Source organism: Variovorax sp. J31P207 (genome assembly GCF_030316965.1).
In the GTDB taxonomy this organism is placed as follows: Bacteria; Pseudomonadota; Gammaproteobacteria; order Burkholderiales; family Burkholderiaceae_C; genus Variovorax; species Variovorax ginsengisoli_B.
Genome location: NZ_JASZYN010000003.1, coordinates 423,657 through 443,472 on the forward strand (window position 1 = coordinate 423,657; position 19,816 = coordinate 443,472).

The 19,816-nt window shown below is 67.6% G+C and carries 28 protein-coding genes; 23 read left to right on the forward strand and 5 right to left on the reverse strand.

Going from position 1 to position 19,816, the window contains the following annotated elements; translation table 11 throughout:
- Positions 1-16 precede the first annotated feature (16 nt).
- The 4 genes from QTI68_RS13255 to QTI68_RS13270 all read left to right on the forward strand — a co-directional run bounded on the left by QTI68_RS13255 (position 17) and on the right by QTI68_RS13270 (position 2,159).
- Positions 17-661, forward strand: coding sequence for a phosphatase PAP2 family protein (locus QTI68_RS13255; RefSeq protein WP_286521980.1), 645 nt, complete (start codon positions 17-19; stop codon positions 659-661).
- A gap of 67 nt (positions 662-728) precedes the next feature.
- Entirely contained in the window at positions 729-851 is a 123-nt protein-coding gene (locus QTI68_RS13260; protein WP_286521981.1) for a hypothetical protein, read from the forward strand.
- The gene (locus QTI68_RS13265) at positions 848-1,165 is read left to right on the forward strand and encodes a hypothetical protein (protein WP_286521982.1); all 318 of its coding nucleotides are present in this window, start codon (positions 848-850) and stop codon (positions 1,163-1,165) included. The genes QTI68_RS13260 and QTI68_RS13265 overlap by 4 nt, the downstream gene beginning before the upstream one ends.
- Positions 1,071-2,159 carry a serine endopeptidase gene (locus QTI68_RS13270; RefSeq protein ID WP_286521983.1) on the forward strand — a complete coding sequence of 363 codons (1,089 nt, stop codon included), beginning with the start codon at positions 1,071-1,073 and terminating at the stop codon, positions 2,157-2,159. Before QTI68_RS13265 ends, QTI68_RS13270 begins: the two co-directional genes overlap by 95 nt.
- On the opposite strand, the gene QTI68_RS13275 is transcribed toward QTI68_RS13270, so the two are convergent.
- Positions 2,132-2,911 (reverse strand): SDR family NAD(P)-dependent oxidoreductase, encoded by a 780-nt coding sequence (locus QTI68_RS13275; RefSeq protein WP_286521984.1) that lies wholly within the window; start codon positions 2,909-2,911, stop codon positions 2,132-2,134. The two genes, QTI68_RS13270 and QTI68_RS13275, sit on opposite strands and share 28 nt — an antisense overlap.
- 89 nt (positions 2,912-3,000) lie before the next feature.
- Here QTI68_RS13275 and QTI68_RS13280 point away from each other — a divergent pair, with 89 nt between their 5' ends.
- Positions 3,001-3,936 carry an aldose 1-epimerase gene (locus QTI68_RS13280; RefSeq protein ID WP_286521985.1) on the forward strand — a complete coding sequence of 312 codons (936 nt, stop codon included), beginning with the start codon at positions 3,001-3,003 and terminating at the stop codon, positions 3,934-3,936.
- Between the two features lie 11 nt (positions 3,937-3,947).
- On the opposite strand, the gene tgt is transcribed toward QTI68_RS13280, so the two are convergent.
- Complete coding sequence (tgt, locus tag QTI68_RS13285) at positions 3,948-5,120, reverse strand: tRNA guanosine(34) transglycosylase Tgt (protein WP_286521986.1); 1,173 nt, start codon at positions 5,118-5,120, stop codon at positions 3,948-3,950.
- Positions 5,114-6,166 (reverse strand): tRNA preQ1(34) S-adenosylmethionine ribosyltransferase-isomerase QueA, encoded by a 1,053-nt coding sequence (gene queA / locus QTI68_RS13290; protein ID WP_286521987.1) that lies wholly within the window; start codon positions 6,164-6,166, stop codon positions 5,114-5,116. Before queA ends, tgt begins: the two co-directional genes overlap by 7 nt.
- Positions 6,167-6,246: 80 nt before the next feature.
- On the opposite strand from queA, the gene recG reads away from it, so the two are divergent.
- From recG to ubiA, 4 genes are all read left to right on the forward strand, one after another.
- Positions 6,247-8,349, forward strand: a complete 2,103-nt coding sequence (recG, locus tag QTI68_RS13295) for an ATP-dependent DNA helicase RecG (RefSeq protein WP_286521988.1) — start codon at positions 6,247-6,249, stop codon at positions 8,347-8,349.
- A 59-nt stretch (positions 8,350-8,408) separates the two neighbouring features.
- A complete protein-coding gene (locus QTI68_RS13300; RefSeq protein ID WP_286521989.1) occupies positions 8,409-9,374 on the forward strand; it encodes a LysR substrate-binding domain-containing protein in 966 nt (321 codons plus the stop codon).
- A 205-nt stretch (positions 9,375-9,579) separates the two neighbouring features.
- Entirely contained in the window at positions 9,580-10,173 is a 594-nt protein-coding gene (locus QTI68_RS13305; RefSeq protein ID WP_286521990.1) for a Dps family protein, read from the forward strand.
- 49 nt (positions 10,174-10,222) lie between these two features.
- Positions 10,223-11,092: a 4-hydroxybenzoate octaprenyltransferase gene (ubiA, locus tag QTI68_RS13310; RefSeq protein ID WP_286521991.1), complete on the forward strand. Its 870-nt coding sequence runs from the start codon at positions 10,223-10,225 to the stop codon at positions 11,090-11,092.
- Positions 11,093-11,105: 13 nt separating this feature from the next.
- Here the strand turns inward: ubiA and proC are convergent, their stop codons facing one another.
- Both proC and QTI68_RS13320 read right to left on the reverse strand, forming a co-directional pair.
- The gene (proC, locus tag QTI68_RS13315; protein WP_286521992.1) at positions 11,106-11,963 is read right to left on the reverse strand and encodes a pyrroline-5-carboxylate reductase; all 858 of its coding nucleotides are present in this window, start codon (positions 11,961-11,963) and stop codon (positions 11,106-11,108) included.
- Complete coding sequence (locus QTI68_RS13320) at positions 11,960-13,117, reverse strand: esterase-like activity of phytase family protein (RefSeq protein WP_286521993.1); 1,158 nt, start codon at positions 13,115-13,117, stop codon at positions 11,960-11,962. The genes proC and QTI68_RS13320 overlap by 4 nt, the downstream gene beginning before the upstream one ends.
- A 265-nt stretch (positions 13,118-13,382) precedes the next feature.
- Here QTI68_RS13320 and rplN point away from each other — a divergent pair, with 265 nt between their 5' ends.
- From rplN to rpsK, 14 genes are all read left to right on the forward strand, one after another.
- Positions 13,383-13,751 (forward strand): 50S ribosomal protein L14, encoded by a 369-nt coding sequence (rplN, locus tag QTI68_RS13325; protein ID WP_068674584.1) that lies wholly within the window; start codon positions 13,383-13,385, stop codon positions 13,749-13,751.
- A gap of 13 nt (positions 13,752-13,764) precedes the next feature.
- Positions 13,765-14,082 carry a 50S ribosomal protein L24 gene (gene rplX / locus QTI68_RS13330; protein WP_286521994.1) on the forward strand — a complete coding sequence of 106 codons (318 nt, stop codon included), beginning with the start codon at positions 13,765-13,767 and terminating at the stop codon, positions 14,080-14,082.
- 11 nt (positions 14,083-14,093) lie between these two features.
- On the forward strand, positions 14,094-14,633 hold the full coding sequence (gene rplE, locus QTI68_RS13335; protein ID WP_028250827.1) for a 50S ribosomal protein L5: 540 nt from the start codon (positions 14,094-14,096) through the stop codon (positions 14,631-14,633).
- A gap of 8 nt (positions 14,634-14,641) precedes the next feature.
- Entirely contained in the window at positions 14,642-14,947 is a 306-nt protein-coding gene (gene rpsN, locus QTI68_RS13340) for a 30S ribosomal protein S14 (protein ID WP_286371088.1), read from the forward strand.
- A 20-nt stretch (positions 14,948-14,967) separates the two neighbouring features.
- The gene (rpsH, locus tag QTI68_RS13345; RefSeq protein WP_286521995.1) at positions 14,968-15,363 is read left to right on the forward strand and encodes a 30S ribosomal protein S8; all 396 of its coding nucleotides are present in this window, start codon (positions 14,968-14,970) and stop codon (positions 15,361-15,363) included.
- Between the two features lie 24 nt (positions 15,364-15,387).
- Entirely contained in the window at positions 15,388-15,921 is a 534-nt protein-coding gene (gene rplF / locus QTI68_RS13350) for a 50S ribosomal protein L6 (protein ID WP_286521996.1), read from the forward strand.
- Between the two features lie 14 nt (positions 15,922-15,935).
- On the forward strand, positions 15,936-16,301 hold the full coding sequence (gene rplR / locus QTI68_RS13355; protein WP_286522277.1) for a 50S ribosomal protein L18: 366 nt from the start codon (positions 15,936-15,938) through the stop codon (positions 16,299-16,301).
- A gap of 18 nt (positions 16,302-16,319) precedes the next feature.
- Positions 16,320-16,838, forward strand: a complete 519-nt coding sequence (gene rpsE, locus QTI68_RS13360; RefSeq protein ID WP_028250822.1) for a 30S ribosomal protein S5 — start codon at positions 16,320-16,322, stop codon at positions 16,836-16,838.
- A gap of 11 nt (positions 16,839-16,849) precedes the next feature.
- Complete coding sequence (rpmD, locus tag QTI68_RS13365) at positions 16,850-17,032, forward strand: 50S ribosomal protein L30 (protein WP_286371091.1); 183 nt, start codon at positions 16,850-16,852, stop codon at positions 17,030-17,032.
- 21 nt (positions 17,033-17,053) lie between these two features.
- Complete coding sequence (rplO, locus tag QTI68_RS13370; RefSeq protein WP_286506519.1) at positions 17,054-17,485, forward strand: 50S ribosomal protein L15; 432 nt, start codon at positions 17,054-17,056, stop codon at positions 17,483-17,485.
- A gap of 26 nt (positions 17,486-17,511) precedes the next feature.
- Positions 17,512-18,822, forward strand: coding sequence for a preprotein translocase subunit SecY (gene secY, locus QTI68_RS13375; protein WP_286506520.1), 1,311 nt, complete (start codon positions 17,512-17,514; stop codon positions 18,820-18,822).
- A gap of 74 nt (positions 18,823-18,896) precedes the next feature.
- Complete coding sequence (rpmJ, locus tag QTI68_RS13380) at positions 18,897-19,010, forward strand: 50S ribosomal protein L36 (RefSeq protein WP_038201958.1); 114 nt, start codon at positions 18,897-18,899, stop codon at positions 19,008-19,010.
- Positions 19,011-19,034: 24 nt separating this feature from the next.
- Positions 19,035-19,400 (forward strand): 30S ribosomal protein S13, encoded by a 366-nt coding sequence (rpsM, locus tag QTI68_RS13385; RefSeq protein ID WP_286371094.1) that lies wholly within the window; start codon positions 19,035-19,037, stop codon positions 19,398-19,400.
- Between the two features lie 9 nt (positions 19,401-19,409).
- The gene (gene rpsK, locus QTI68_RS13390; RefSeq protein ID WP_009124825.1) at positions 19,410-19,814 is read left to right on the forward strand and encodes a 30S ribosomal protein S11; all 405 of its coding nucleotides are present in this window, start codon (positions 19,410-19,412) and stop codon (positions 19,812-19,814) included.
- The last annotated feature ends 2 nt before the right edge of the window (positions 19,815-19,816 follow it).

Sequence of the window (19,816 nt, forward strand, 5' to 3'; positions counted from 1 at the left end):
CCGCCGGATGCCCCATTTGCACCAACTCCTGCACGAGATCACCTGGTTCGGTGACAGCGGCTTCCTGCTGCCGGCCTCGCTGTGGATCGGCGTATGGCTCGGCGTTCGCAGCCCCACCCGGCCGCTGGCGCTGCTCTGGATCCTGCTGTTCGGCTTCGGCGGCAGCCTGATCGCCGCGTCGAAGATCGCCTTCCTCGGCTGGGGCATCGGCAGCGCCCGGCTCGATTTCACGGGCTTCAGCGGCCATACGGCGATCGCCGCCAGCGTCTGGCCGGTGGCCTGCTGGCTGACGGTCTCGCGCTGGGGGCACCGCACGCGGGTCGCAGCGGCCGTTTTCGGCTGGCTGTTCGCCGCCTTCATCGGCGCCACCCGGCTGGCGCTCGACGCCCATTCCTGGTCGGAAGTCATCGCCGGCTACGCGCTCGGCGTGGGCGTCAGCGCCACCTTCCTCTGGTGGCAGCATCGCATGCCGCATCCCCGCGTGAGCTGGGTGCTGGTGCTGCTGAGCCTGGCGACCCCCGCGTTCTTCCTGCAGCCCGGCACGCCGGCGCCGACCCAGAGCCTGCTCGAGAAAATCGCGGTGCGGCTGGCAGGGATCGAGCGGCCCTTCACGCGCGCCGACCTGCTGGCCGGCCGCCGGACGCCGCTTGGTATCGAATAGCGATACCGGCGGCGCAGGGTATCGCCACCACCGAAGGAATGGACCCGGGGCGTCCGGTGGCCGGACCATGATCCGCCCACTTTCAACGGTGGACGAGAAGAATTCCATGAAGCTGTATCTGCTGACATTCCTGGTGGCCGCCTGCGCCGCCTGCACCCACCTCATCACGCCGGGCGGGAGCCCGTGGTGAGCCGCCAGATCACCAATTTCGGTCCCTACGAGCGGGAGTACCGGGAGCGTGTGCCGCGCTCGCAGCATCTGCTGCGGCTGGCGCTGCAGGCCGGGCTGACGGCCGCCGCCGTGATCGCGGCCGGCGTCTTCGTGTTCCCGATGGAGCGCAAGCCGGGGGCGGCCGTCGTCCAGAATCAGCCGGCCCGTTTCAACCCCCCGTCAACAGAGGAAGATTGCAATGAGCAAGGCACTGCGCCTGTCCGAAAAGTGGTTTCGCCGCGGCCTGTGGGTGGTGGCGATTGTGTTCGCCAGCTTCCTGGTCGGGCTCGGTAGCACGATCGTCGGCGACCTGCCCCGGGTCGAGCGCCGGATCGAACTCGACGACTTCATCGACCGCGCGGCGGCCGACCCGCTGCGCACCACGGTGCGCGATGCCGAGCGCAGCGAGCAGCAGGCCGGGCGCGAGCGCGAGCAGGCCGAGCTCAAGCTGGTCACGGCCCAGCAGGCCAGCCGGGCGGCACGCGAGACCTTCGGCAACTGGCTCGCCACCCGCCGCGCCACCGCCCAGCCCGACCAGGACACCGAGCTGATCGCCCGCACCAGGGCACTCGACGCCTTGAAGGCGAAGGAGGACGAGGCCGAGCGCGGCGTGGTGGCGCAGCGCCAGATCGCGCTCGACGCCCGGCAGTCGCGGCAGCGGGCCCAGCAGCAGCTGGCGCTGCTCGAGGAGGAAGCACGCAAACGGCTAGAGGCCGAGAACCGCAAGGTCGAACTGCGGGTGTTCCTGTACCGGCTGGCGCTCACGCTGCCCTTGCTGGTGGTCGCCGGCTGGCTGTTCGCGAAGAAGCGCAAGAGCACCTGGTGGCCCTTCGTCTGGGGCTTCATCTATTTCGCGCTGTTCGCCTTCTTCGTCGAACTCGTGCCTTACCTGCCGAGCTATGGCGGCTACGTGCGCTATGCGGTGGGCATCGTGGTGACGGTGCTGGTCGGGCGCTACGCCATCCTGGCGCTCAACCGCTACCTGGCACGCCAGAAGCTGGCCGAGGCCCAGCCCGAGACCGTGCGCCGCAACGAGCTGAGCTACGACACCGCGCTGGCGCGGCTGGCCAAGAGCGTGTGCCCGGGCTGCGAGCGTCCGGTCGACCTCAAGAACACCGAGATCGATTTCTGCCCGCACTGCGGCATCGGCCTGTTCGACCACTGCCGGGCCTGCGACGCGCGCAAGAGCGCCTTCGCCAAGTTCTGCCATGCCTGCGGGACGGCGGCCGCGCCGGACGCCACGGCGCTGCCGGGGCCGCTTCAGGTCCAGCCGGCGTCCACCACGTAGTCCTGGGCGCTGCACATCTTCGAATCGTCGGCGGCCAGGAACAGCGCCATGGCGGCGATGTCCTCGGCCATCACGCGCCCGGGCAGGCATTGGGCGGCGTCGATCTCGGCGTGCGACTCGGGCTTGACCCACAGCCGCAGCTGGCGCTCGGTCATGACCCAGCCCGGCACGATCGTGTTGACGCGGATATTGGCCTTGCCCAGGTCGCGCGCCAGCGAGCGCGTGAGTCCGCGGGCGGCCGACTTGCAGGCCTGGTAGACGGGATAGCCGGCGCCCTTGATCATCCAGCTGATCGAGCCGAAGTTGATGATCGAGCCGCCGCCGAGCGCGCGCATGTCGTCGGCCACGGCCTGGGCGGCGAAGAACTGGTGCTTGAAGTTGACCGCGACCAGGCGGTCGAAATCCTCGCTCGTGACGTCGGCCATCTGGTGCCGGCGGTCGTTGGCGGCGTTGTTCAGCAGCACCTGGATCGGGCCGAAGCGCGCGCGCACCGCCCCGATGGCGGCCGCGAGCGCGGCCACGTCGGTGACGTCGCATTCGAGGAACAGCGGCGCGTTGGCGCCGCCGAGCTGCTGCGCCAGCGCCGTGCCGGCCGCAACGTCGAGGTCGCAGAAGCCGACCCGGGCGCCCTGCGCATGGAAGGCGCGCACCAGGCCCTCGCCGATGCCGGAGGCACCGCCGGAAATGAAGACGGCGCGTCCGGCCAGCGAAGGGTAGATGGCCGATGGGGCCGGGGAAGTCGATGTGGTCATGGGCAAATTCTGACCTCCCCGCGTGTCGCCCGCCACCCGCGTGGCCGAAAATAGCCGGCGTCCGCAACGCTTGACGAGGTGCCTTCCAAATGAGTGATGAGCAGACAGGCGCAGCCAGCCCCGCGGGCCTGGTCGAACTGGCCGCCGGCGCGATGCGGCTGCGGCTGGCGCCGCGCGTCGGCGGTGCCATCGCGGCGCTGCACGAGCAGCACGGCGACGAGCGGCTCGACTGGCTGCGGCCGGCCACGCCCGAAGACCTGGCGCGCGGCGATCCCTTCGCGATGGGCAGCTTCCCGTTGCTGCCGTGGTGCAACCGCATCCGCGACAGCCGGGCGCATTTCGGCGGCCGCGAGATCGCTCTGGCCGCCGGCCACCCGGCGCGGCCGTCGGGCAAGCATGCGCTGCACGGATTGGGCTGGCTGCGGCCCTGGCAGGTGGCCGAGGCCGGTCCGGCGCGGGCGCGCCTCGGGCTGGCCCGCGAGGCCGACGAGCAATGGCCCTGGGACTTCGAGGCCTCGCAGCTGTTCGAGCTCGATCCCACGGGGCTGCGCTGCACGGTGGCCTTGACCAACCGGGATTCGGCGCCGATGCCCGCCGGCATCGGCCACCACCCGTACTTCCCGCACCGTCGCGGCACGCGGCTGCGGGCCGATACCGCGGCCATGTGGCGGGCCGACGCCGAAGTGATGCCGGTGTCGCTCGACGCCGGCGCCGAGGTCGCGCGGCTGCGCGAGGGCGTGTTGCTGTCGGAACTGGATCTCGACAACAACTTCACGGGCTGGCAGCGCCAGACCCGCATCGAGTGGCCCGATGCCGGGCGCGTGCTGGTGCTGGCGGCCGATGCGCCGCTGGACTTCTTCGTCCTCTATTGCCCGCGCGGCGGCGACCACTTCTGCGCCGAGCCGGTGAGCCAGTGCACCGATGCGATCAATTTGGCGGGGCGGCATGGGCCGCGGGAGATCGGCGGCGCGGTGCTGGCGCCGGGCCAGACGCTGTCGGGCTCGTGGACCCTGCGCCGCGCGTAGATTCCGCGGGCCTAGATCCCGCGCGCCCGGTCCGCCTTGAAGCGGACACGGAATTCGGCGAAGGTCCCGGCATCGAGCGCCTCGCGGATCTCGCGCATCAGGTTCAGGTAGTAGTGCAGGTTGTGGATGGTGGTCAGCATCGGGCCCAGCATCTCGCCGCAGCGGTCGAGATGGTGCAGGTAGGCGCGGCTGAAGCCGTCGCGGCCTCCGGCCTCCCATGGCACGCCGGAGGCGCCGGCGCAGGCATGGCAGGTGCAGCTGGCGTCGATCGGCTGCGGATCGCTCTTGTGGCGGGCGTTGCGCATCTTCAGGTCGCCATAGCGCGAGAACAGGGTGCCGTTGCGCGCATTGCGCGTCGGCATCACGCAATCGAACATGTCGACGCCCTGCGCCACGCCTTCGACCAGGTCCTCGGGCGTGCCGACGCCCATCAGGTAGCGCGGCTTGTGGGCCGGCAGCTTGTGCGGCGTGTGCGCCATGATCCGCAGCATCTCGTCCTTGGGCTCGCCAACGCTGACGCCGCCGATCGCATAGCCCGGGAAGTCCATGTCGACCAGCTGCGCCAGCGATTCCTCGCGCAGGTTCTCGAACATGCCGCCCTGGACGATGCCGAACAGGGCGTTGGGGTTGTCGAGCCGCACGAATTCGGACTGGCAGCGCCTGGCCCAGCGCAGGCTGAGCTCCATCGACTTGCGCGCTTCGGCCTCGGTCGTGACGTGGCCGTCGACGTCGTAGGGCGTGCATTCGTCGAACTGCATCACGATGTCGCTGTTCAGGATGGTCTGGATCTGCATCGAGACCTCGGGCGTGAGGAACAGCTTGTCGCCGTTGACCGGCGAGGCGAAGCGGACGCCTTCCTCGCTGATCTTGCGCATCGCGCCCAGCGACCAGACCTGGAAGCCGCCCGAGTCGGTGAGGATCGGCTTGTCCCATTTCTCGAACTGGTGCAGCCCGCCGAAGGCCGCCATGACATCGAGGCCGGGCCGCATCCAGAGATGGAAGGTGTTGCCGAGGATGGTCTGGGCGCCCATCTCGTGCAGGCTGCGCGGCATCACGCCCTTGACGGTGCCGTAGGTGCCGACCGGCATGAAGATCGGCGTCTGCACCGCGCCGTGATTGAGCGTGAGGGTGCCGCGGCGCGCGTGGCTGGTCGGGTCGGTGGTGAGGAGTTCGAAGTTCAGCATGGTGCAGTAGGGGTTCTTGCGAGCAGCATCGCGTCGCCGTAGCTGAAGAAGCGGTAGTGCTCGCGGATCGCGTGGGCGTACAGCGCCATCACGCGCTCGTAGCCAGCGAAGGCGCTGACCAGCATCATCAGCGTGCTCTTGGGCAGGTGGAAGTTGGTGACCAGCAGGTCGACGTGCGCGAAGGCGAAGCCCGGCGTGATGAAGATCCGGGTGTCGCCGGCGGCCTCGCCGCTCTTCGCCCACGACTCGAGCGTGCGCACGGTGGTGGTGCCGACCGCGACCACGCGGCCGCCGCGTGCCTTGCACGCGGCGATCGCCTGCTGCGTCCCCTCGGGCACCTCGTAGCGCTCGGCATGCATCTGGTGCTGGGCGATGTTCTCGGTCTTGACCGGCTGGAAGGTGCCGGCGCCGACATGCAGCGTGACGTTGGCGCGCTGCACGCCGCGCGCCTCCAGCGCAGCCAGCAGCGCGGCGTCGAAGTGCAGCGCCGCGGTGGGTGCCGCGACCGCGCCGGGCACGCGCGCGAACACCGTCTGGTAGCGGCTCTCGTCCTCGGCCGAGTCGGTGTGGGTGATGTAGGGCGGCAGCGGCACGTGGCCGCAGCGCGCCATCAGCGCGTAGGGGTCTTCGCCCGCGGGGCTGTCGAAGCGGAAGCGGAACAGCGCGCCGTCCTCCTCGGGCCAGCGGCCCAGCAAGGTGGCCGCGAAGCCGCCCGCCATCGCAAGCGTGGTGCCGACCGGCGGCTTCTTGCTGACCTTCATGTGGGCCACCACCTCGGCGCCCTGCAGCACGCGCTCCACCAGCAGCTCGAGCTTGCCGCCGGTGGGCTTTTCGCCGAAGAGGCGGGCCTTGACCACGCGGGTGTCGTTGAACACCAGCAGGTCGCCGGCGCGCAGCAGCGAGGGCAGTTGGTTGAAGATGCGGTCGACGGCCGGCGCGCCGGTGCCGTCGAGCAGGCGCGAGGCGCTGCGTTCGCTGGCGGGGTGCTGGGCCACCAGTTCGGGTGGCAGGTCGAAATCGAAATCGGAAAGCGTGAAGGCGCGCATGGTGCTTGAGGGCCGGACGGGCCCGTGCCAAGGAGGCATGGGGAAAAGGAGGGCGGCGAGGAGCCGGGCAGAATTGTCCCATGTCCGCCTTGCCCGAGTCTCCGCCGCCCGAAAAGCCCGCCGCCGCCCCCGGCACCGGCCTGAGCGTGGTGCAGCGGGCGCTGCGCAAGCTCGGCCTGGTGCGCGACATCGACTTCGCCCTCTACCTGCCGATGCGCTACGAGGACGAGACCCGGATCGTCCGGCTGGCCGACGTGCGCGACGGGGAGAGCGCGCAGATCGAGGCGGTGGTGACCGACAGCGAGGTCGTGTTTCGCCCCCGCCGGCAGCTGATCGTGACCGTCGACGACGGCAGCGACACCTGCCAGCTGCGCTTCTTCAACTTCTACCCTTCGCAGCAGAAGCAGCTGGCGGTGGGCGCCCGGGTGCGGGTGCGCGGCGAGGTGCGCGGCGGCTTCCTCGGGCGCCAGATGATGCACCCGGCCGTCAAGGCCGCCGGCACCGCGCTGCCCGAGGCGCTGACGCCGGTCTATTCGACCATCGCCGGCCTGGCCCAGCCGGTGCTGCGGCGCGAGGTGCGCGCCGGCCTGGCGCGGGCCGCGCTCGACGAGACTCTGCCCGCGGGCGCCGCGCCGCATGGCGCCTGGGAGTTGCGCCGCGCGCTCAACTTCCTGCACTACCCGGCGCCGGACGTGTCGATGGCCACGCTCGAGGACCACAGCCATCCGGCCTGGCAGCGGCTGAAGGCCGACGAGCTGCTGGCGCAGCAGCTTTCGCAGCTGCAGGCGCGGCGGGCCCGGGCGGCGCAGCGCGCGCCGGTGCTCGATGCGGCCGCTTCGGGCGCCTCCCTGCACACGGAACTGCTGGCCGCCTTGCCCTTCGCCCTCACCGGGGCGCAGCAGCGGGTCGGCGTCGAGATCACCCGCGACCTCGGGCGCGCGCTGCCGATGCACCGGCTGCTGCAGGGCGACGTCGGTTCCGGCAAGACCGTGGTGGCGGCGCTGGCGGCGGCGCGCTGCATCGATGCCGGCCACCAGTGCGCGCTGATGGCGCCGACCGAGATCCTGGCGGCCCAGCACTTCGGCAAGCTGGTCGGCTGGCTCGATCCGCTGCTGGCCGAGCGCGGCATGCGCGTGGCCTGGCTCACCGGCAGCCAGAAAAAGAAGGAGCGCGACCAGATGTCGGCCGCGGTCGAGAGCGGCGAGGCGGCGCTGGTGATAGGCACCCACGCCGTCATTTCAGAGAAGGTGCATTTCAGCAAGCTGGCGCTGGCGATCATCGACGAGCAGCACCGCTTCGGCGTGGCCCAGCGGCTCGCCTTGCGCGGCAAGGCGGTCGGCGACCTCGAACCGCATCTGCTGATGATGAGCGCGACGCCCATCCCCCGCACGCTGGCCATGAGCTACTACGCCGACCTCGACGTCTCCACGCTCGACGAGCTGCCGCCGGGACGCACGCCGATCGTCACCAAGCTGGTGGCCGACCACCGCCGCGACGAGGTCATCGACCGCATCCAGGCCCAGCTCGAGCAGGGCCGGCAGGTCTACTGGGTCTGCCCCCTCATCGAGGAGAGCGAGGCGGTCGACCTGCGCAACGCCACCGAGACGCGCGACGAACTGGCCGGCGCGCTCGGCGAGAAGGTCGACGTCGGCCTGCTGCATTCGCGCATGCCCACCGCCGAGAAGCAGGCGGTGATGGAGAGCTTCACCGCCAACCGGCTGCAGGTGCTGGTCAGCACCACGGTGATCGAGGTCGGGGTCGACGTGCCCAACGCCTCGCTGATGGTGATCGAGCACGCCGAGCGCTTCGGGCTCTCGCAGCTGCACCAGCTGCGCGGCCGGGTGGGGCGCGGCGCCGCCGCCTCGGCCTGCGTGCTGCTCTATGCGCCGAACGAGGGCGGCCGGGTCGGCGAGGCCGCGCGCGCCCGGCTCAAGGCGATGGCCGAGACCGCCGATGGCTTCGAGATCGCCCGCCGCGACCTCGAGATCCGCGGTCCGGGCGAGTTTCTCGGCGCCCGCCAGTCGGGCGCCCCGCTGCTGCGCTTCGCCGACCTCAGCACCGATGTCATGCTGCTCGACTGGGCCCGCGAACTGGCGCCGCAGATGCTCGACCGGGACCCGGCGCTGGCCGAAAGGCACGTCGACCGCTGGCTCGGCAGCAAGGCCGAATACCTGAAAGCCTGACGGTCTGCGCCCGCCGATGGCGCAGGCGATGCGCCCCTTGCGCATAATTGACGCAGACTATGACCCTCACCGAACTCAAATACATCGTTGCGGTCGCCCGCGAGCGGCACTTCGGCAAGGCGGCCGAGGCTTGCTACGTCTCGCAGCCCACGCTGTCGGTCGCCATCAAGAAGCTCGAGGACGAGCTCGAGGTCAAGCTCTTCGAGCGCAGCGCCGGCGAAGTCACGGTGACGCCGCTGGGCGAGCAGATCGTGCAGCAGGCGCAGAGCGTGCTCGACCAGGCGGCGAGCATCAAGGAGATCGCCAAGCGCGGCAAGGACCCGCTGTCCGGACCGCTGAACCTCGGCGTGATCTACACCATCGGCCCCTACCTGCTGCCTGACCTGGTGCGCCAGAACATCGCCCGCACGCCGCAGATGCCGCTGGTGCTGCAGGAGAACTTCACGGCCAAGCTGCTCGAGATGCTGCGCGCCGGCGAGATCGACTGCGCGATCATGGCCGAGCCCTTTCCCGACACCGGGCTCGCGATGGCCGCGCTCTACGACGAGCCCTTCATGGCTGCCCTGCCGGCGCACCACCCGCTGGCCGAGCGCGAGTCGGTGAGCTCCGACGAGCTCAAGAAAGAGACCATGCTGCTGCTCGGCACCGGCCATTGCTTCCGCGACCATGTGCTCGAGGTCTGCCCCGAGTTCGCGCGTTTCTCGAGCAACGCCGAAGGCATCCGCAAGAGCTTCGAGGGTTCCTCGCTCGAGACCATCAAGCACATGGTGGCCTCGGGCATGGGCGTGACGCTGGTGCCGCGGCTGTCGGTGCCGGCCGAGGCGCTCAAGCCGCGCGGCAAGGGCCGCAAGGAGCTCGAGCAGATCGTGCGCTACCTGCCGGTGCGCGACACCCACGGCGGCGAGCCGCCGACGCGCCGCGTGGTGCTGGCCTGGCGGCGCAGCTTCACCCGCTACGAGGCGATCGCGGCGCTGCGCAACGCGATCTATGCCTGCGAGTTACCGGGCGTCAAGCGCTTGTCTTGAAACACCCCCCGAAGCGCCTGCGGCGCCTCCCCCCTCAAGGGGGGCGATACCGGCGGCCCGGCAAAGCCGGTTCCGCGGTATCCCTGGCATTCGGCTGCGTCGGTTCATGTGTCGCGGGTCACGCGATCACGTGGTGGCGCACTGAGAACCTGCGATAGAGTGCGGCTCTGTCGTCGTCAACTCTTCTGAAGAAAGTCCAGTCGCCATGGCCAAAGTCGTCAAGAAGCCGAAGTCGCCCGCCACCCCTGCACCAGCATCCTCCGCCGGCAAGGTGCCGAAGAAAGGCGGGGTCAAGGTCGCCGAGGAATCGGGCAGCCGCAACGCGCCGATCATCAACATCGGCATCGACCGCCAGGACCGCGCAGCCATCGCCGAGGGCCTGAGCCGCGTGCTGGCCGACACCTACACGCTGTACCTTACGACCCACAACTTCCACTGGAACGTGACCGGTCCGCATTTCAACTCGCTGCACGCGATGTTCATGACGCAGTACACCGAGCTGTGGGGCTCGACCGACGTGATCGCCGAGCGCATCCGCGCGCTGGGCCACTACGCCCCGGGCTCCTATGCGGAGTTCAGCAAGATCGCCACCGTGCCCGACGTGCCGCAGACGCCGCCCAAGGCCATGGAGATGGTGCGGATCCTGGTCAAGGGCCACGAGACCGTGTCGCGGATCGCGCGCGAGTTCATTCCCGTGGCCGAGGAAGCGGGCGACGATCCGACCGCCGACATGCTGACCGCCCGCTGCACCGTGCACGACCAGACGGCCTGGATGCTGCGTTCGCTCCTTGAAGAATGACACTCAGGCCGGGGCCGGGCAGGACGCCGGGCCGGCTGCCGCTACACCCATGTCCGAGCCCCGCCGCGGACGCCTCGCGCTCTACCTGGACCTGATCCGCTGGAACCGCCCGGCCGGCTGGCTGCTGCTGCTCTGGCCCACCCTCGGCGCGCTGTGGTTCGCCGGTGGTGGCTGGCCCGGATGGCACCTGCTGGTGGTCTTCGTCCTCGGCACCTTCCTGATGCGCAGCGCGGGCTGCTGCGTCAACGACGTCGCCGACCGCGACTTCGACCGCCACGTCAAGCGCACCGCGCAGCGGCCGGTGACGAGCGGCGCGATCTCGGTCAAGGAGGCGCTGGCGCTGGGCGCGGCATTGGCGCTGTGCGCCTTCGCGCTGGTGCTCACCACCAACCAGGCGACGGTGCTGTGGTCCTTCGTGGCGCTGGCCGTGACGCTGGCCTATCCCTACGCCAAGCGCTTCGTCTCGATCCCGCAGGCGGTGCTGGGCATCGCCTTCAGTTTCGGCATCCCGATGGCCTTCTCCGCGGTCCGGGCCGAGGTGCCGGCGCTGGCCTGGTGGCTGCTTGCGGGCAACCTGTTCTGGGTGCTGGCCTACGACACCGAGTACGCGATGGTCGATCGCGACGACGACCTGCTGATCGGCATGAAGACCTCGGCCATCACCTTCGGGCGCTTCGACGTCCCGATCGTGATGGCCTGCTACCTCACGTTCCTGGTGGTCTGGACCGTGATCGGCGCCGGCATGGGACTGGGCCCGGTGTTCTACCTGGCGATCGCCGCGGCCGCCGCGCAGGCGCTGTGGCACTGGCGCCTGATCCGCGACCGGACCCGCGAAGGTTGCTTCAAGGCCTTCCGCCTCAACCACTGGCTGGGCTTCACCGTGTTTGTCGGCGTGGTGGCGGGCTACGCCCTGCGTTGAAAGAAGAGGCCGCTCAGGCCTTGCCGAACTCCGCGCCCAGTTCCCGGGCGCGCTGGTGCGCGGCCCGGGCGGCGGCCTTGATCTTGCCGGCCACGTCGGCGTTTTCCATCGACGTGATCGCCGCGTAGGTGGTGCCGCCCTTGGAGGTCACGCGCGCGCGCAGCACCGCGGGCGGCTCGCTGGCGCTGGCGGCCAGCGCCGTGGCGCCCGAGAAGGTGCCGACCGCGAGCTGGTGGGCCTGCTCCGGTGTCAGGCCCAGCTCGATGCCGACCTCGGTCAGGGCCTCGATGAAATAGAACACGTAGGCCGGCCCGGAGCCAGAGATCGCGGTGACCGCGTCGAGCGCCTCCTCGGCGGCGACCCAGAGCAGCTCACCGGTGGCGCCCAGCACCTGCTCGACCCGCTTTCGGCCCGCCGCGTCGACGGCTTCGCGGGCGAACAGCCCGGTCATGCCCTGGCCCACCAGGGCCGGCGTGTTGGGCATGGCGCGCACCACGCGCTCGGTGCCGAGCCAGCGCGCGATGCTGTCGGAGGGGATGCCGGCGGCGACGCTCAGGTGCACGGCGTCGGGTGCCAGGCCGCGGACCGGCTTGGCGGCCTCGGCAAAGCTCTGCGGCTTGACCGCCCAGACCACGAGCTCGCAGCGCGCCAGGGCCGGGCCGGCCTCGGCCTGGGCGACGATGCCGAAGTCGCGCGCCAGGCGCTCGCGGGCCTCGGCGAAGGGCTCGACCACCTCGAAAGTGCTGGCCGGCGTGTCCTGCCGGATCAGCCCGGCGATGATCGCGCTGGCCATGTTGCCGCCGCCGATGAAGGCGATCGGGGGCAAGGGGGTCGGCTCCTGGCGGGGCAGGAAGGTGACTGCGATGTTCATGACTTGTCCGTGAATTCGAAGGCTGCGAACTGGGTGACCTGCAGGGGGTTGAAATTGTCGTCGCTGACCGCCACCAGCATCCGGCGGCCGCCGGGCAGATCGGGGCCCCAGCAGAGGCCCTCGGTGTTGTCCAGGCGCGAAAGCCCGAGCGCGGCGAAGTCCGCCACCAGTTTCTTCGGCGCCGGACGGTGATTGTCGGCGGTCAGCGTGTCGAGGGCCAGGGTGTCGCTGGCGTCGCGGGTATCGACCTCATAGAGCCGCAGCGAATTGCCGGCCCCGACCGCATAGGCGCGCTCCAGCACCAGCATCCGGTGGCCGTCGATCATCAGCACCTCGCTCACGCCGTTGTCGGCGTGCGTGCCCGGCAGCAAAGGGCGCAGCGGGATCGGGTCGGGCAGGTAGGCGATCTGGCGCGTGGCCTGCCCGCTCGCCAGGTCGATCCGGGTGAAGCGGCAGGGGCCGCCGGGCGCGCGCAGCGTGGGCGGCGGGCCGTCCTGGCGCAGCGCGTTCTCCATCGCCACCCAGGCGTGGCGGCCGTCCGGCGTCAGGCCCAGGCCCTCCAGGCTCAGATTGTCCCTGGGGCCGCGCTGGTTGCTGCGGTCGGCCGCGAACATCGCGGGCAGCGCGATCTCCCGCACCAGCGTCCCGTCGCGCCGCGACTCGTAGAGCGCGGGGCCGAAGCCGCGGGGGACGTCGCCTTCGCTGGTCCAGAGCAGCGTGCCGGTGTCCGGCCGCCAACGGATGGCTTCGGGGTCGACCACCGGGACCGCGGGGCTGGCGGCGCGGCGAGCGGGCCAGGGGCTGCCGTCAGCCTGTCGCAGCCATGTGACGCCGGTGGCCTCCGGCGGCTGGCGCTCCTCGACGTCCCAGCGCGCACTATAGAAACGTGCCGGCGCGAGATCGGACCGGTCGTCGCTGAGGAGCAGGAATTCGCCCGTGGCCCGGTCGTAGTCGATGCCGGACAGCCCGCCGACGGTGCTGCCACGGTAGTCCATGCGGTGGGGCCAGCGCGCCTCGGCCAGCAGCCGCAGCGCCTGGCCCTCTCGGGCGGCGGGCTGGTCGGCCACCCCGCTGCGGCAGGCCGCCAAGGCGGCGGCGACCGCGGCCAGCAGCAGGCGGCGGCGGGAAAAGGGCGTCGGTGGTCGGGCTGGCACGCCGCGAGTCTACGGGCTCGCGTCCTTGTTGCAGGGAGGGTGTTGACGTCCCGCCAAGACTATGCAACAATCGCGGGCTTCGCTTTTAAAGGATTGACTTTAGGGGCGACGAGTGTTTCTGCAAATTTTGCAGTTTCAAGTTTCAGCCCAATGGAAGCGCGCCGGAGTGGTTTCGGTGTGTGGACGACGGGCCCAAGACTGACCGCAGCGCTGCCATTCGGGATTGTCCGAGCCAGCAAACGGTACAAGTTGGGAATATCACGACATGATCCAAACAGAATCTCGGCTCGATGTGGCCGACAACACAGGCGCGAAATCCGTCCTGTGTATCAAGGTGCTCGGCGGTTCCAAGCGGCGTTATGCCAGCGTGGGCGACGTCATCAAGGTCAGCATCAAGGAAGCTGCTCCTCGCGGTCGCGTCAAGAAGGGCGAGATCTACAGTGCAGTGGTGGTTCGCACCGCCAAGGGCATCCGTCGCGCCGACGGTTCGCTCGTCAAGTTCGACGGCAATGCCGCCGTGCTGCTCAACGCCAAGCTGGAGCCCATCGGCACCCGCATCTTCGGACCGGTCACGCGCGAACTGCGCACCGAGAAGTTCATGAAGATCGTGTCGCTGGCACCCGAAGTTCTGTAAGGACAACTACGCCATGAACAAGATTCGCAAAGGCGACCAGGTCATCGTGTTGGCCGGGCGCGACAAGGGCAAGCGCGGCACTGTGTCGCTGCGCAAGGATGATTCCCATCTGATCATCGAAGGCATCAACCTCGTCAAGAAGCACACCAAGCCGAACCCCCTCAAGGGTACGACCGGTGGCATCGTCGAGAAGGCCATGCCGATTCATCAATCCAACGTGGCGATCTTCAATGCCGCGACCGGCAAGGCCGATCGCGTGGGCATCAAGGTCACGGACGGCAAGCGCGTGCGCGTCTTCAAGTCCAGCGGCGAAGAAATCAAGCTGGCCTAAGGAGCACTCACATGGCACGCCTCCAACAACACTATCGCGAAAAAGTCGCGAAAGACCTGACCGAAAAGTTCGGCTACACCTCGCCGATGCAGGTTCCGCGCCTGACCAAGATCACGCTCAACATGGGCGTGGGCGAAGCGGTCGCCGACAAGAAGGTGCTCGACAACGCCGTTGCCGACCTCACCAAGATCGCCGGCCAGAAGCCCGTGGTCACCAAGTCGAAGAAGGCCATCGCCGGTTTCAAGATCCGCGAAAACCAGCCGATCGGCTGCATGGTCACGCTGCGCGGCGTCCAGATGTACGAATTCCTCGATCGTTTCGTGACCGTGGCCCTGCCGCGCGTGCGTGACTTCCGCGGTATTTCGGGTCGTGCCTTCGACGGCCGCGGCAACTACAACATCGGCGTCAAAGAGCAGATCATTTTCCCCGAGATCGAATACGACAAGGTCGATGCCCTGCGCGGTCTCAATATCAGCATCACGACGACGGCCAAGACCGACGAAGAAGCCAAGGCGCTTCTCGCTGGCTTCCGTTTCCCGTTCAAGAACTGAGGCGACCTGTGGCTAAAGCATCTTTGATCCAACGCGAACTCAAGCGCGACAACCTGGTCGCCAAGTACGCCGCGAAGCACGCCGAACTCAAGGCGATCGCCAACGACTTCAAGAAGAGCGACGAAGAGCGCGCTGCTGCCCGCCTGGGCCTGCAGAAGCTGCCGCGCAACGCGAACCCCACGCGTCAGCGCAACCGTTGCGAAATCACTGGTCGTCCGCGTGGCACCTTCCGTCAATTCGGTCTGGGCCGCGCCAAGATCCGCGAACTGGCATTCAACGGCGACATCCCCGGTGTCACCAAGGCCAGCTGGTAAGCCAGGCAGGAGCAAACAACATGAGCATGAGTGATCCCATTGCCGACCTGCTGACGCGTATCCGTAACGCGCAGATGGTGGCGAAGCCCACTGTGTCGGTCCCGTCTTCCAAGGTGAAGACCGCGATCGCGCAAGTCCTGAAGGACGAAGGCTACATCGACGGCTTCCAGGTCAAGACCGAAGCCGGCAAGTCCGAACTCGTCATCACGCTGAAGTACTACGCTGGCCGTCCGGTCATCGAGCGCATCGAGCGTGTGAGCCGCCCCGGCCTGCGTGTCTACAAGGCAGCGCAAGCCATTCCGCAAGTCCAGAACGGCCTCGGCGTCGCCATCGTCACGACCCCCCAGGGCGTGATGACCGACCGCAAGGCGCGCGCTACCGGTGTCGGTGGCGAAGTCCTGTGCTACGTCGCCTAACCGAGACATCGAGGAGTCACTGAAATGTCCCGAGTAGGAAAAATGCCGATCGCCATCCCCGCAGGCGTGGATGTGTCGATCAAGGAAGACCAGATCAGCGTCAAGGGTTCGGGCGGTTCGCTCAGCCTGGCCCGCAACGCCCTGGTGAAAGTCGCCAACAACGACGGCAAGCTGAGCTTCGAGCCCGCCAACGATTCGCGTGAAGCGAATGCGCTGAGCGGCACGATCCGCCAGCTGGTGAACAACATGGTCGTCGGCGTGACCAAGGGCTTCGAGAAGAAGCTCAACCTGGTCGGCGTCGGCTTCAAGGCCGCGGCGCAAGGCGCCAAGCTGAACCTGCAGGTCGGTTACTCGCACCCGGTCAACAAGGACATGCCGCAAGGCATCACGGTGGCAACGCCGACCCCGACCGAAATCATCATCAAGGGTGCCGACCGCCAGCGCGTCGGCCAGGTCGCCGCTGAGATCCGTGCCATTCGTCCGCCAGAGCCCTACAAGGGCAAGGGCATCCGCTACGCGGACGAGAAGATCACGATCAAAGAGACCAAGAAGAAGTAAGGGGCAGCAAAATGATGTTGACCAAAAAAGCACAGCGCCTTCGCCGCTCGCGCCAGACCCGCATCCGCATTGCGACGCAAGGCGTGGCGCGCCTGACGGTGAACCGCACCAACCTGCACATCTACGCCACCGTCATCTCCGACGACGGCTCCAAGGTGATTGCCAGCGCATCGACGGCCGAAGCCGAAATGCGCACCGCACTGGGCGCTTCGGGCAAGGGTGCCACCGCAGCCGCGGCCACCGCCATCGGCAAGCGCATCGCTGAAAAGGCGAAGGCAGCCGGCGTCGAGAAGGTCGCCTTCGACCGCGCAGGTTTCGCCTACCACGGCCGCGTCAAGGCGCTGGCCGAAGCGGCCCGCGAAGCCGGCCTGCAGTTCTAACCGGACACGAGATTCAAAATGGCAAAGATTCAGGCAAGAACGCAGAACGAAGGCCCCGAGGACGGTCTGCGCGAGAAGATGATCGCGATCAACCGCGTCACCAAGGTGGTGAAGGGTGGTCGTATCCTCGGTTTCGCAGCACTCACCGTGGTCGGTGACGGCGACGGCCGCGTCGGCATGGGCAAGGGCAAGTCCAAGGAAGTGCCCGCTGCAGTGCAGAAGGCAATGGAAGAAGCCCGTCGCAACCTGGCCAAGATTTCGATCAAGAACGGCACGCTGCATCACCGCGTGACGGGCCACCACGGCGCCGCCTCGGTGGTCATGATCCCGGCTCCCAAGGGTACCGGCATCATCGCCGGCGGCCCGATGCGCGCCGTGTTCGAAGTCATGGGCATCACCGACATCGTGGCCAAGAGCCATGGTTCGTCGAACCCCTACAACATGGTCCGCGCCACCCTGGACGGCCTGAAGAACTCGACGACCGCGTCAGAAGTCGCTGCCAAGCGCGGCCTGACCGTCGAAGAACTCTTCGCCTGAGGAGCAGCAACATGACGCAACAACAAACCGTCAAGGTGCAATTGGTCAAGAGCCCGATCGGCACCAAGGAATCGCATCGCGCCACCGTGCGCGGCCTGGGCCTGCGCAAGCTCAACAGCGTGAGCGAGCTGCAGGACACGCCCGCAGTGCGCGGCATGATCAACAAGATCAGTTATCTGGTCAAAGTGCTCTAACCGGCACCGAGAGAGACGCATATGGAACTCAATGGCATCAAGCCGGCCGACGGCGCCAAGCATGCAAAGCGCCGTGTCGGTCGCGGCATCGGCTCGGGCATCGGCAAGACCGCAGGCCGCGGTCACAAGGGTCAGAAGTCGCGTGCGGGCGGTTTCCACAAGGTGGGCTTCGAAGGCGGTCAGATGCCTCTGCAGCGCCGTCTGCCGAAGCGCGGCTTCAAGTCGCAACTGCTCAAGTACAACGCTGAAGTCACGCTGACCGCTCTCGAGCAGCTCGGCCTGGCCGAAGTCGACCTGCTGGCACTGAAGCAAGCCGGTCTCGTGGGCCAGATCGCCAAGGTCGTCAAGGTCATCAAGACCGGCGAACTGACCAAGGCCGTCAAGCTGACGGGCATCGGTGCGACCGCGGGCGCCAAGGCCGCGATCGAAGCCGCCGGCGGCAGCATCGCCTGAACACCCTGGACTGAAAGAAGTTCTTCGTGGCAACCAACGCGGCAACGCTCGCAAAAACAGGCAAGTTCGGTGACCTCCGTCGCCGGCTCGTCTTTTTGCTGCTCGCGCTCGTGGTCTATCGCATCGGAGCTCACATTCCGGTGCCGGGCATCAACCCGGACCAACTGGCGCAGCTGTTCCAAGGTCAGCAGGGCGGCATCCTGAGCCTGTTCAACATGTTCTCGGGCGGTGCGCTGTCGCGCTTCACCGTGTTCGCGTTGGGCATCATGCCGTACATCTCCGCGTCGATCATCATGCAACTGATGACCTACGTGGTGCCGACCTTCGAGCAGCTCAAGAAAGAAGGCGAAGCCGGCCGGCGCAAGATCACGCAGTACACCCGCTACGGTGCCCTGGCACTGGCCCTGTTCCAGTCCTTCAGCATCGCTGTCGCGCTCGAGTCCTCGGCCGGCCTGGTCATCGCACCCGGCTTCGGCTTCCGCATCACGGCCATGGTCAGCCTCACGGCCGGCTCGATGTTCCTGATGTGGCTCGGCGAGCAGATCACCGAGCGGGGCCTGGGCAACGGCATCTCGATCCTGATCTTCGCGGGTATCGCGGCGGGGCTTCCGAACGCCATCGGCGGTCTGGCTTCGCTGGTGACCACCGGTGCGATGAACCCGATCGTTGCGCTCTTCATCATCGCGGTGGTGGTCCTGGTGACCTACTTCGTGGTGTTCGTCGAACGCGGCCAGCGCAAGATCCTCGTGAACTATGCGCGGCGCCAGGTCGGCAACAAGGTCTACGGCGGCCAGTCGTCGCACCTGCCGCTGAAGCTGAACATGGCCGGCGTGATCCCGCCGATCTTCGCTTCGTCGATCATCCTGCTGCCGACCACGGTGGTGGGCTGGTTCAGCACCGGCGAGAGCATGCGCTGGATCAAGGACATCGCGAGCGCGCTGCAGCCGGGTCAACCGATCTACGTGCTGCTGTACGCCACCGCGATCGTGTTCTTCTGCTTCTTCTACACGGCGCTGGTGTTCAACAGCCGCGAAACCGCCGACAACCTGAAGAAGAGCGGTGCGTTCATTCCGGGTATCCGCCCGGGTGACCAGACCGCACGCTATATCGACAAGATCCTGGTTCGACTGACGTTGGCCGGCGCGGTGTACATCACCTTCGTCTGCCTGCTGCCGGAGTTCCTGATCCTCAAGTACAACGTGCCGTTCTATTTCGGCGGCACGTCCTTGCTGATCATCGTGGTCGTGACGATGGACTTCATGGCCCAGGTGCAGAACTACATGATGTCGCAGCAGTACGAGTCGCTGCTGAAGAAAGCCAACTTCAAGACATCGTAGTCACGGGTCTTTGAGCGCAACGAATTTTCAGGCGAATGGTTCGCCGAGTTGAACAAGAGTTTTAGGAGAATGAAATGAGAGTTTCGGCTTCGGTCAAAACCATCTGCCGTAATTGCAAGATCATCCGCCGCAAGGGTGTGGTGCGTGTGATCTGTACCGACCCGCGCCACAAGCAGCGCCAGGGTTGATTGTTAGAGATTTAGAGGACGCACATGGCACGTATTGCTGGCATCAACATTCCGCCGCACAAGCACGCTGAAATCGGCCTGACCGCCATTTTCGGCATCGGTCGCACTCGCGCACGCAAGATCTGCGAAGCGAGCGGCATCGACTATGCGAAGAAGATCAAGGATCTGACCGACGCCGATCTCGAAAAGATCCGCGACCAGATCGCTCTCTTCACCATCGAAGGTGACCTGCGTCGCGAAACGACGATGAACATCAAGCGTTTGATGGACATCGGCTGCTATCGCGGCTTCCGTCACCGTCGCGGCCTGCCGATGCGCGGCCAGCGCACGCGCACGAATGCCCGTACCCGCAAGGGTCCGCGCAAGGCAGCGCAGTCCCTGAAGAAATAAGGATAGACCATGGCTAAAGCTCCTGCCAACAACGCGGCACAACGCGTTCGCAAGAAGGTTCGCAAGAACGTTGCGGACGGCATTGCGCACGTGCACGCCTCGTTCAACAACACGATCATCACGATCACCGATCGCCAGGGCAACGCCCTGTCGTGGGCATCGTCGGGTGGTCAGGGCTTCAAGGGCTCGCGCAAGTCGACTCCGTTCGCTGCGCAGGTCGCATCCGAAGTCGCCGGCCGCGCCGCGGTCGAGCAAGGCATCAAGAACCTCGACGTCGAGATCAAGGGCCCGGGCCCCGGTCGCGAATCGTCGGTGCGCGCGCTGGCCGCGCTCGGCATCCGGATCAACTCCATTGCCGACGTGACCCCGGTGCCGCACAACGGCTGCCGTCCGCAGAAGCGCCGTCGCATCTAAGG

What these genes read in the sequence shown, in the direction of transcription:
- QTI68_RS13260 (WP_286521981.1), top strand. Translation starts at nt 729, where the DNA reads ATGATCCGCCCACTTTCAACGGTGGACGAGAAGAATTCCATGAAGCTG.
- QTI68_RS13270 (WP_286521983.1), top strand. Translation starts at nt 1,071, where the DNA reads ATGAGCAAGGCACTGCGCCTGTCCGAAAAGTGGTTTCGCCGCGGCCTG.
- QTI68_RS13275 (WP_286521984.1), bottom strand. Translation starts at nt 2,911, where the DNA reads ATGACCACATCGACTTCCCCGGCCCCATCGGCCATCTACCCTTCGCTG.
- QTI68_RS13280 (WP_286521985.1), top strand. Translation starts at nt 3,001, where the DNA reads ATGAGTGATGAGCAGACAGGCGCAGCCAGCCCCGCGGGCCTGGTCGAA.
- tgt (WP_286521986.1), bottom strand. Translation starts at nt 5,120, where the DNA reads ATGCTGAACTTCGAACTCCTCACCACCGACCCGACCAGCCACGCGCGC.
- queA (WP_286521987.1), bottom strand. Translation starts at nt 6,166, where the DNA reads ATGCGCGCCTTCACGCTTTCCGATTTCGATTTCGACCTGCCACCCGAA.
- recG (WP_286521988.1), top strand. Translation starts at nt 6,247, where the DNA reads ATGTCCGCCTTGCCCGAGTCTCCGCCGCCCGAAAAGCCCGCCGCCGCC.
- QTI68_RS13300 (WP_286521989.1), top strand. Translation starts at nt 8,409, where the DNA reads ATGACCCTCACCGAACTCAAATACATCGTTGCGGTCGCCCGCGAGCGG.
- QTI68_RS13305 (WP_286521990.1), top strand. Translation starts at nt 9,580, where the DNA reads ATGGCCAAAGTCGTCAAGAAGCCGAAGTCGCCCGCCACCCCTGCACCA.
- ubiA (WP_286521991.1), top strand. Translation starts at nt 10,223, where the DNA reads ATGTCCGAGCCCCGCCGCGGACGCCTCGCGCTCTACCTGGACCTGATC.
- proC (WP_286521992.1), bottom strand. Translation starts at nt 11,963, where the DNA reads ATGAACATCGCAGTCACCTTCCTGCCCCGCCAGGAGCCGACCCCCTTG.
- rplN (WP_068674584.1), top strand. Translation starts at nt 13,383, where the DNA reads ATGATCCAAACAGAATCTCGGCTCGATGTGGCCGACAACACAGGCGCG.
- rplX (WP_286521994.1), top strand. Translation starts at nt 13,765, where the DNA reads ATGAACAAGATTCGCAAAGGCGACCAGGTCATCGTGTTGGCCGGGCGC.
- rplE (WP_028250827.1), top strand. Translation starts at nt 14,094, where the DNA reads ATGGCACGCCTCCAACAACACTATCGCGAAAAAGTCGCGAAAGACCTG.
- rpsH (WP_286521995.1), top strand. Translation starts at nt 14,968, where the DNA reads ATGAGCATGAGTGATCCCATTGCCGACCTGCTGACGCGTATCCGTAAC.
- rplF (WP_286521996.1), top strand. Translation starts at nt 15,388, where the DNA reads ATGTCCCGAGTAGGAAAAATGCCGATCGCCATCCCCGCAGGCGTGGAT.
- rplR (WP_286522277.1), top strand. Translation starts at nt 15,936, where the DNA reads ATGTTGACCAAAAAAGCACAGCGCCTTCGCCGCTCGCGCCAGACCCGC.
- rpsE (WP_028250822.1), top strand. Translation starts at nt 16,320, where the DNA reads ATGGCAAAGATTCAGGCAAGAACGCAGAACGAAGGCCCCGAGGACGGT.
- rpmD (WP_286371091.1), top strand. Translation starts at nt 16,850, where the DNA reads ATGACGCAACAACAAACCGTCAAGGTGCAATTGGTCAAGAGCCCGATC.
- rplO (WP_286506519.1), top strand. Translation starts at nt 17,054, where the DNA reads ATGGAACTCAATGGCATCAAGCCGGCCGACGGCGCCAAGCATGCAAAG.
- rpmJ (WP_038201958.1), top strand. Translation starts at nt 18,897, where the DNA reads ATGAGAGTTTCGGCTTCGGTCAAAACCATCTGCCGTAATTGCAAGATC.
- rpsM (WP_286371094.1), top strand. Translation starts at nt 19,035, where the DNA reads ATGGCACGTATTGCTGGCATCAACATTCCGCCGCACAAGCACGCTGAA.
- rpsK (WP_009124825.1), top strand. Translation starts at nt 19,410, where the DNA reads ATGGCTAAAGCTCCTGCCAACAACGCGGCACAACGCGTTCGCAAGAAG.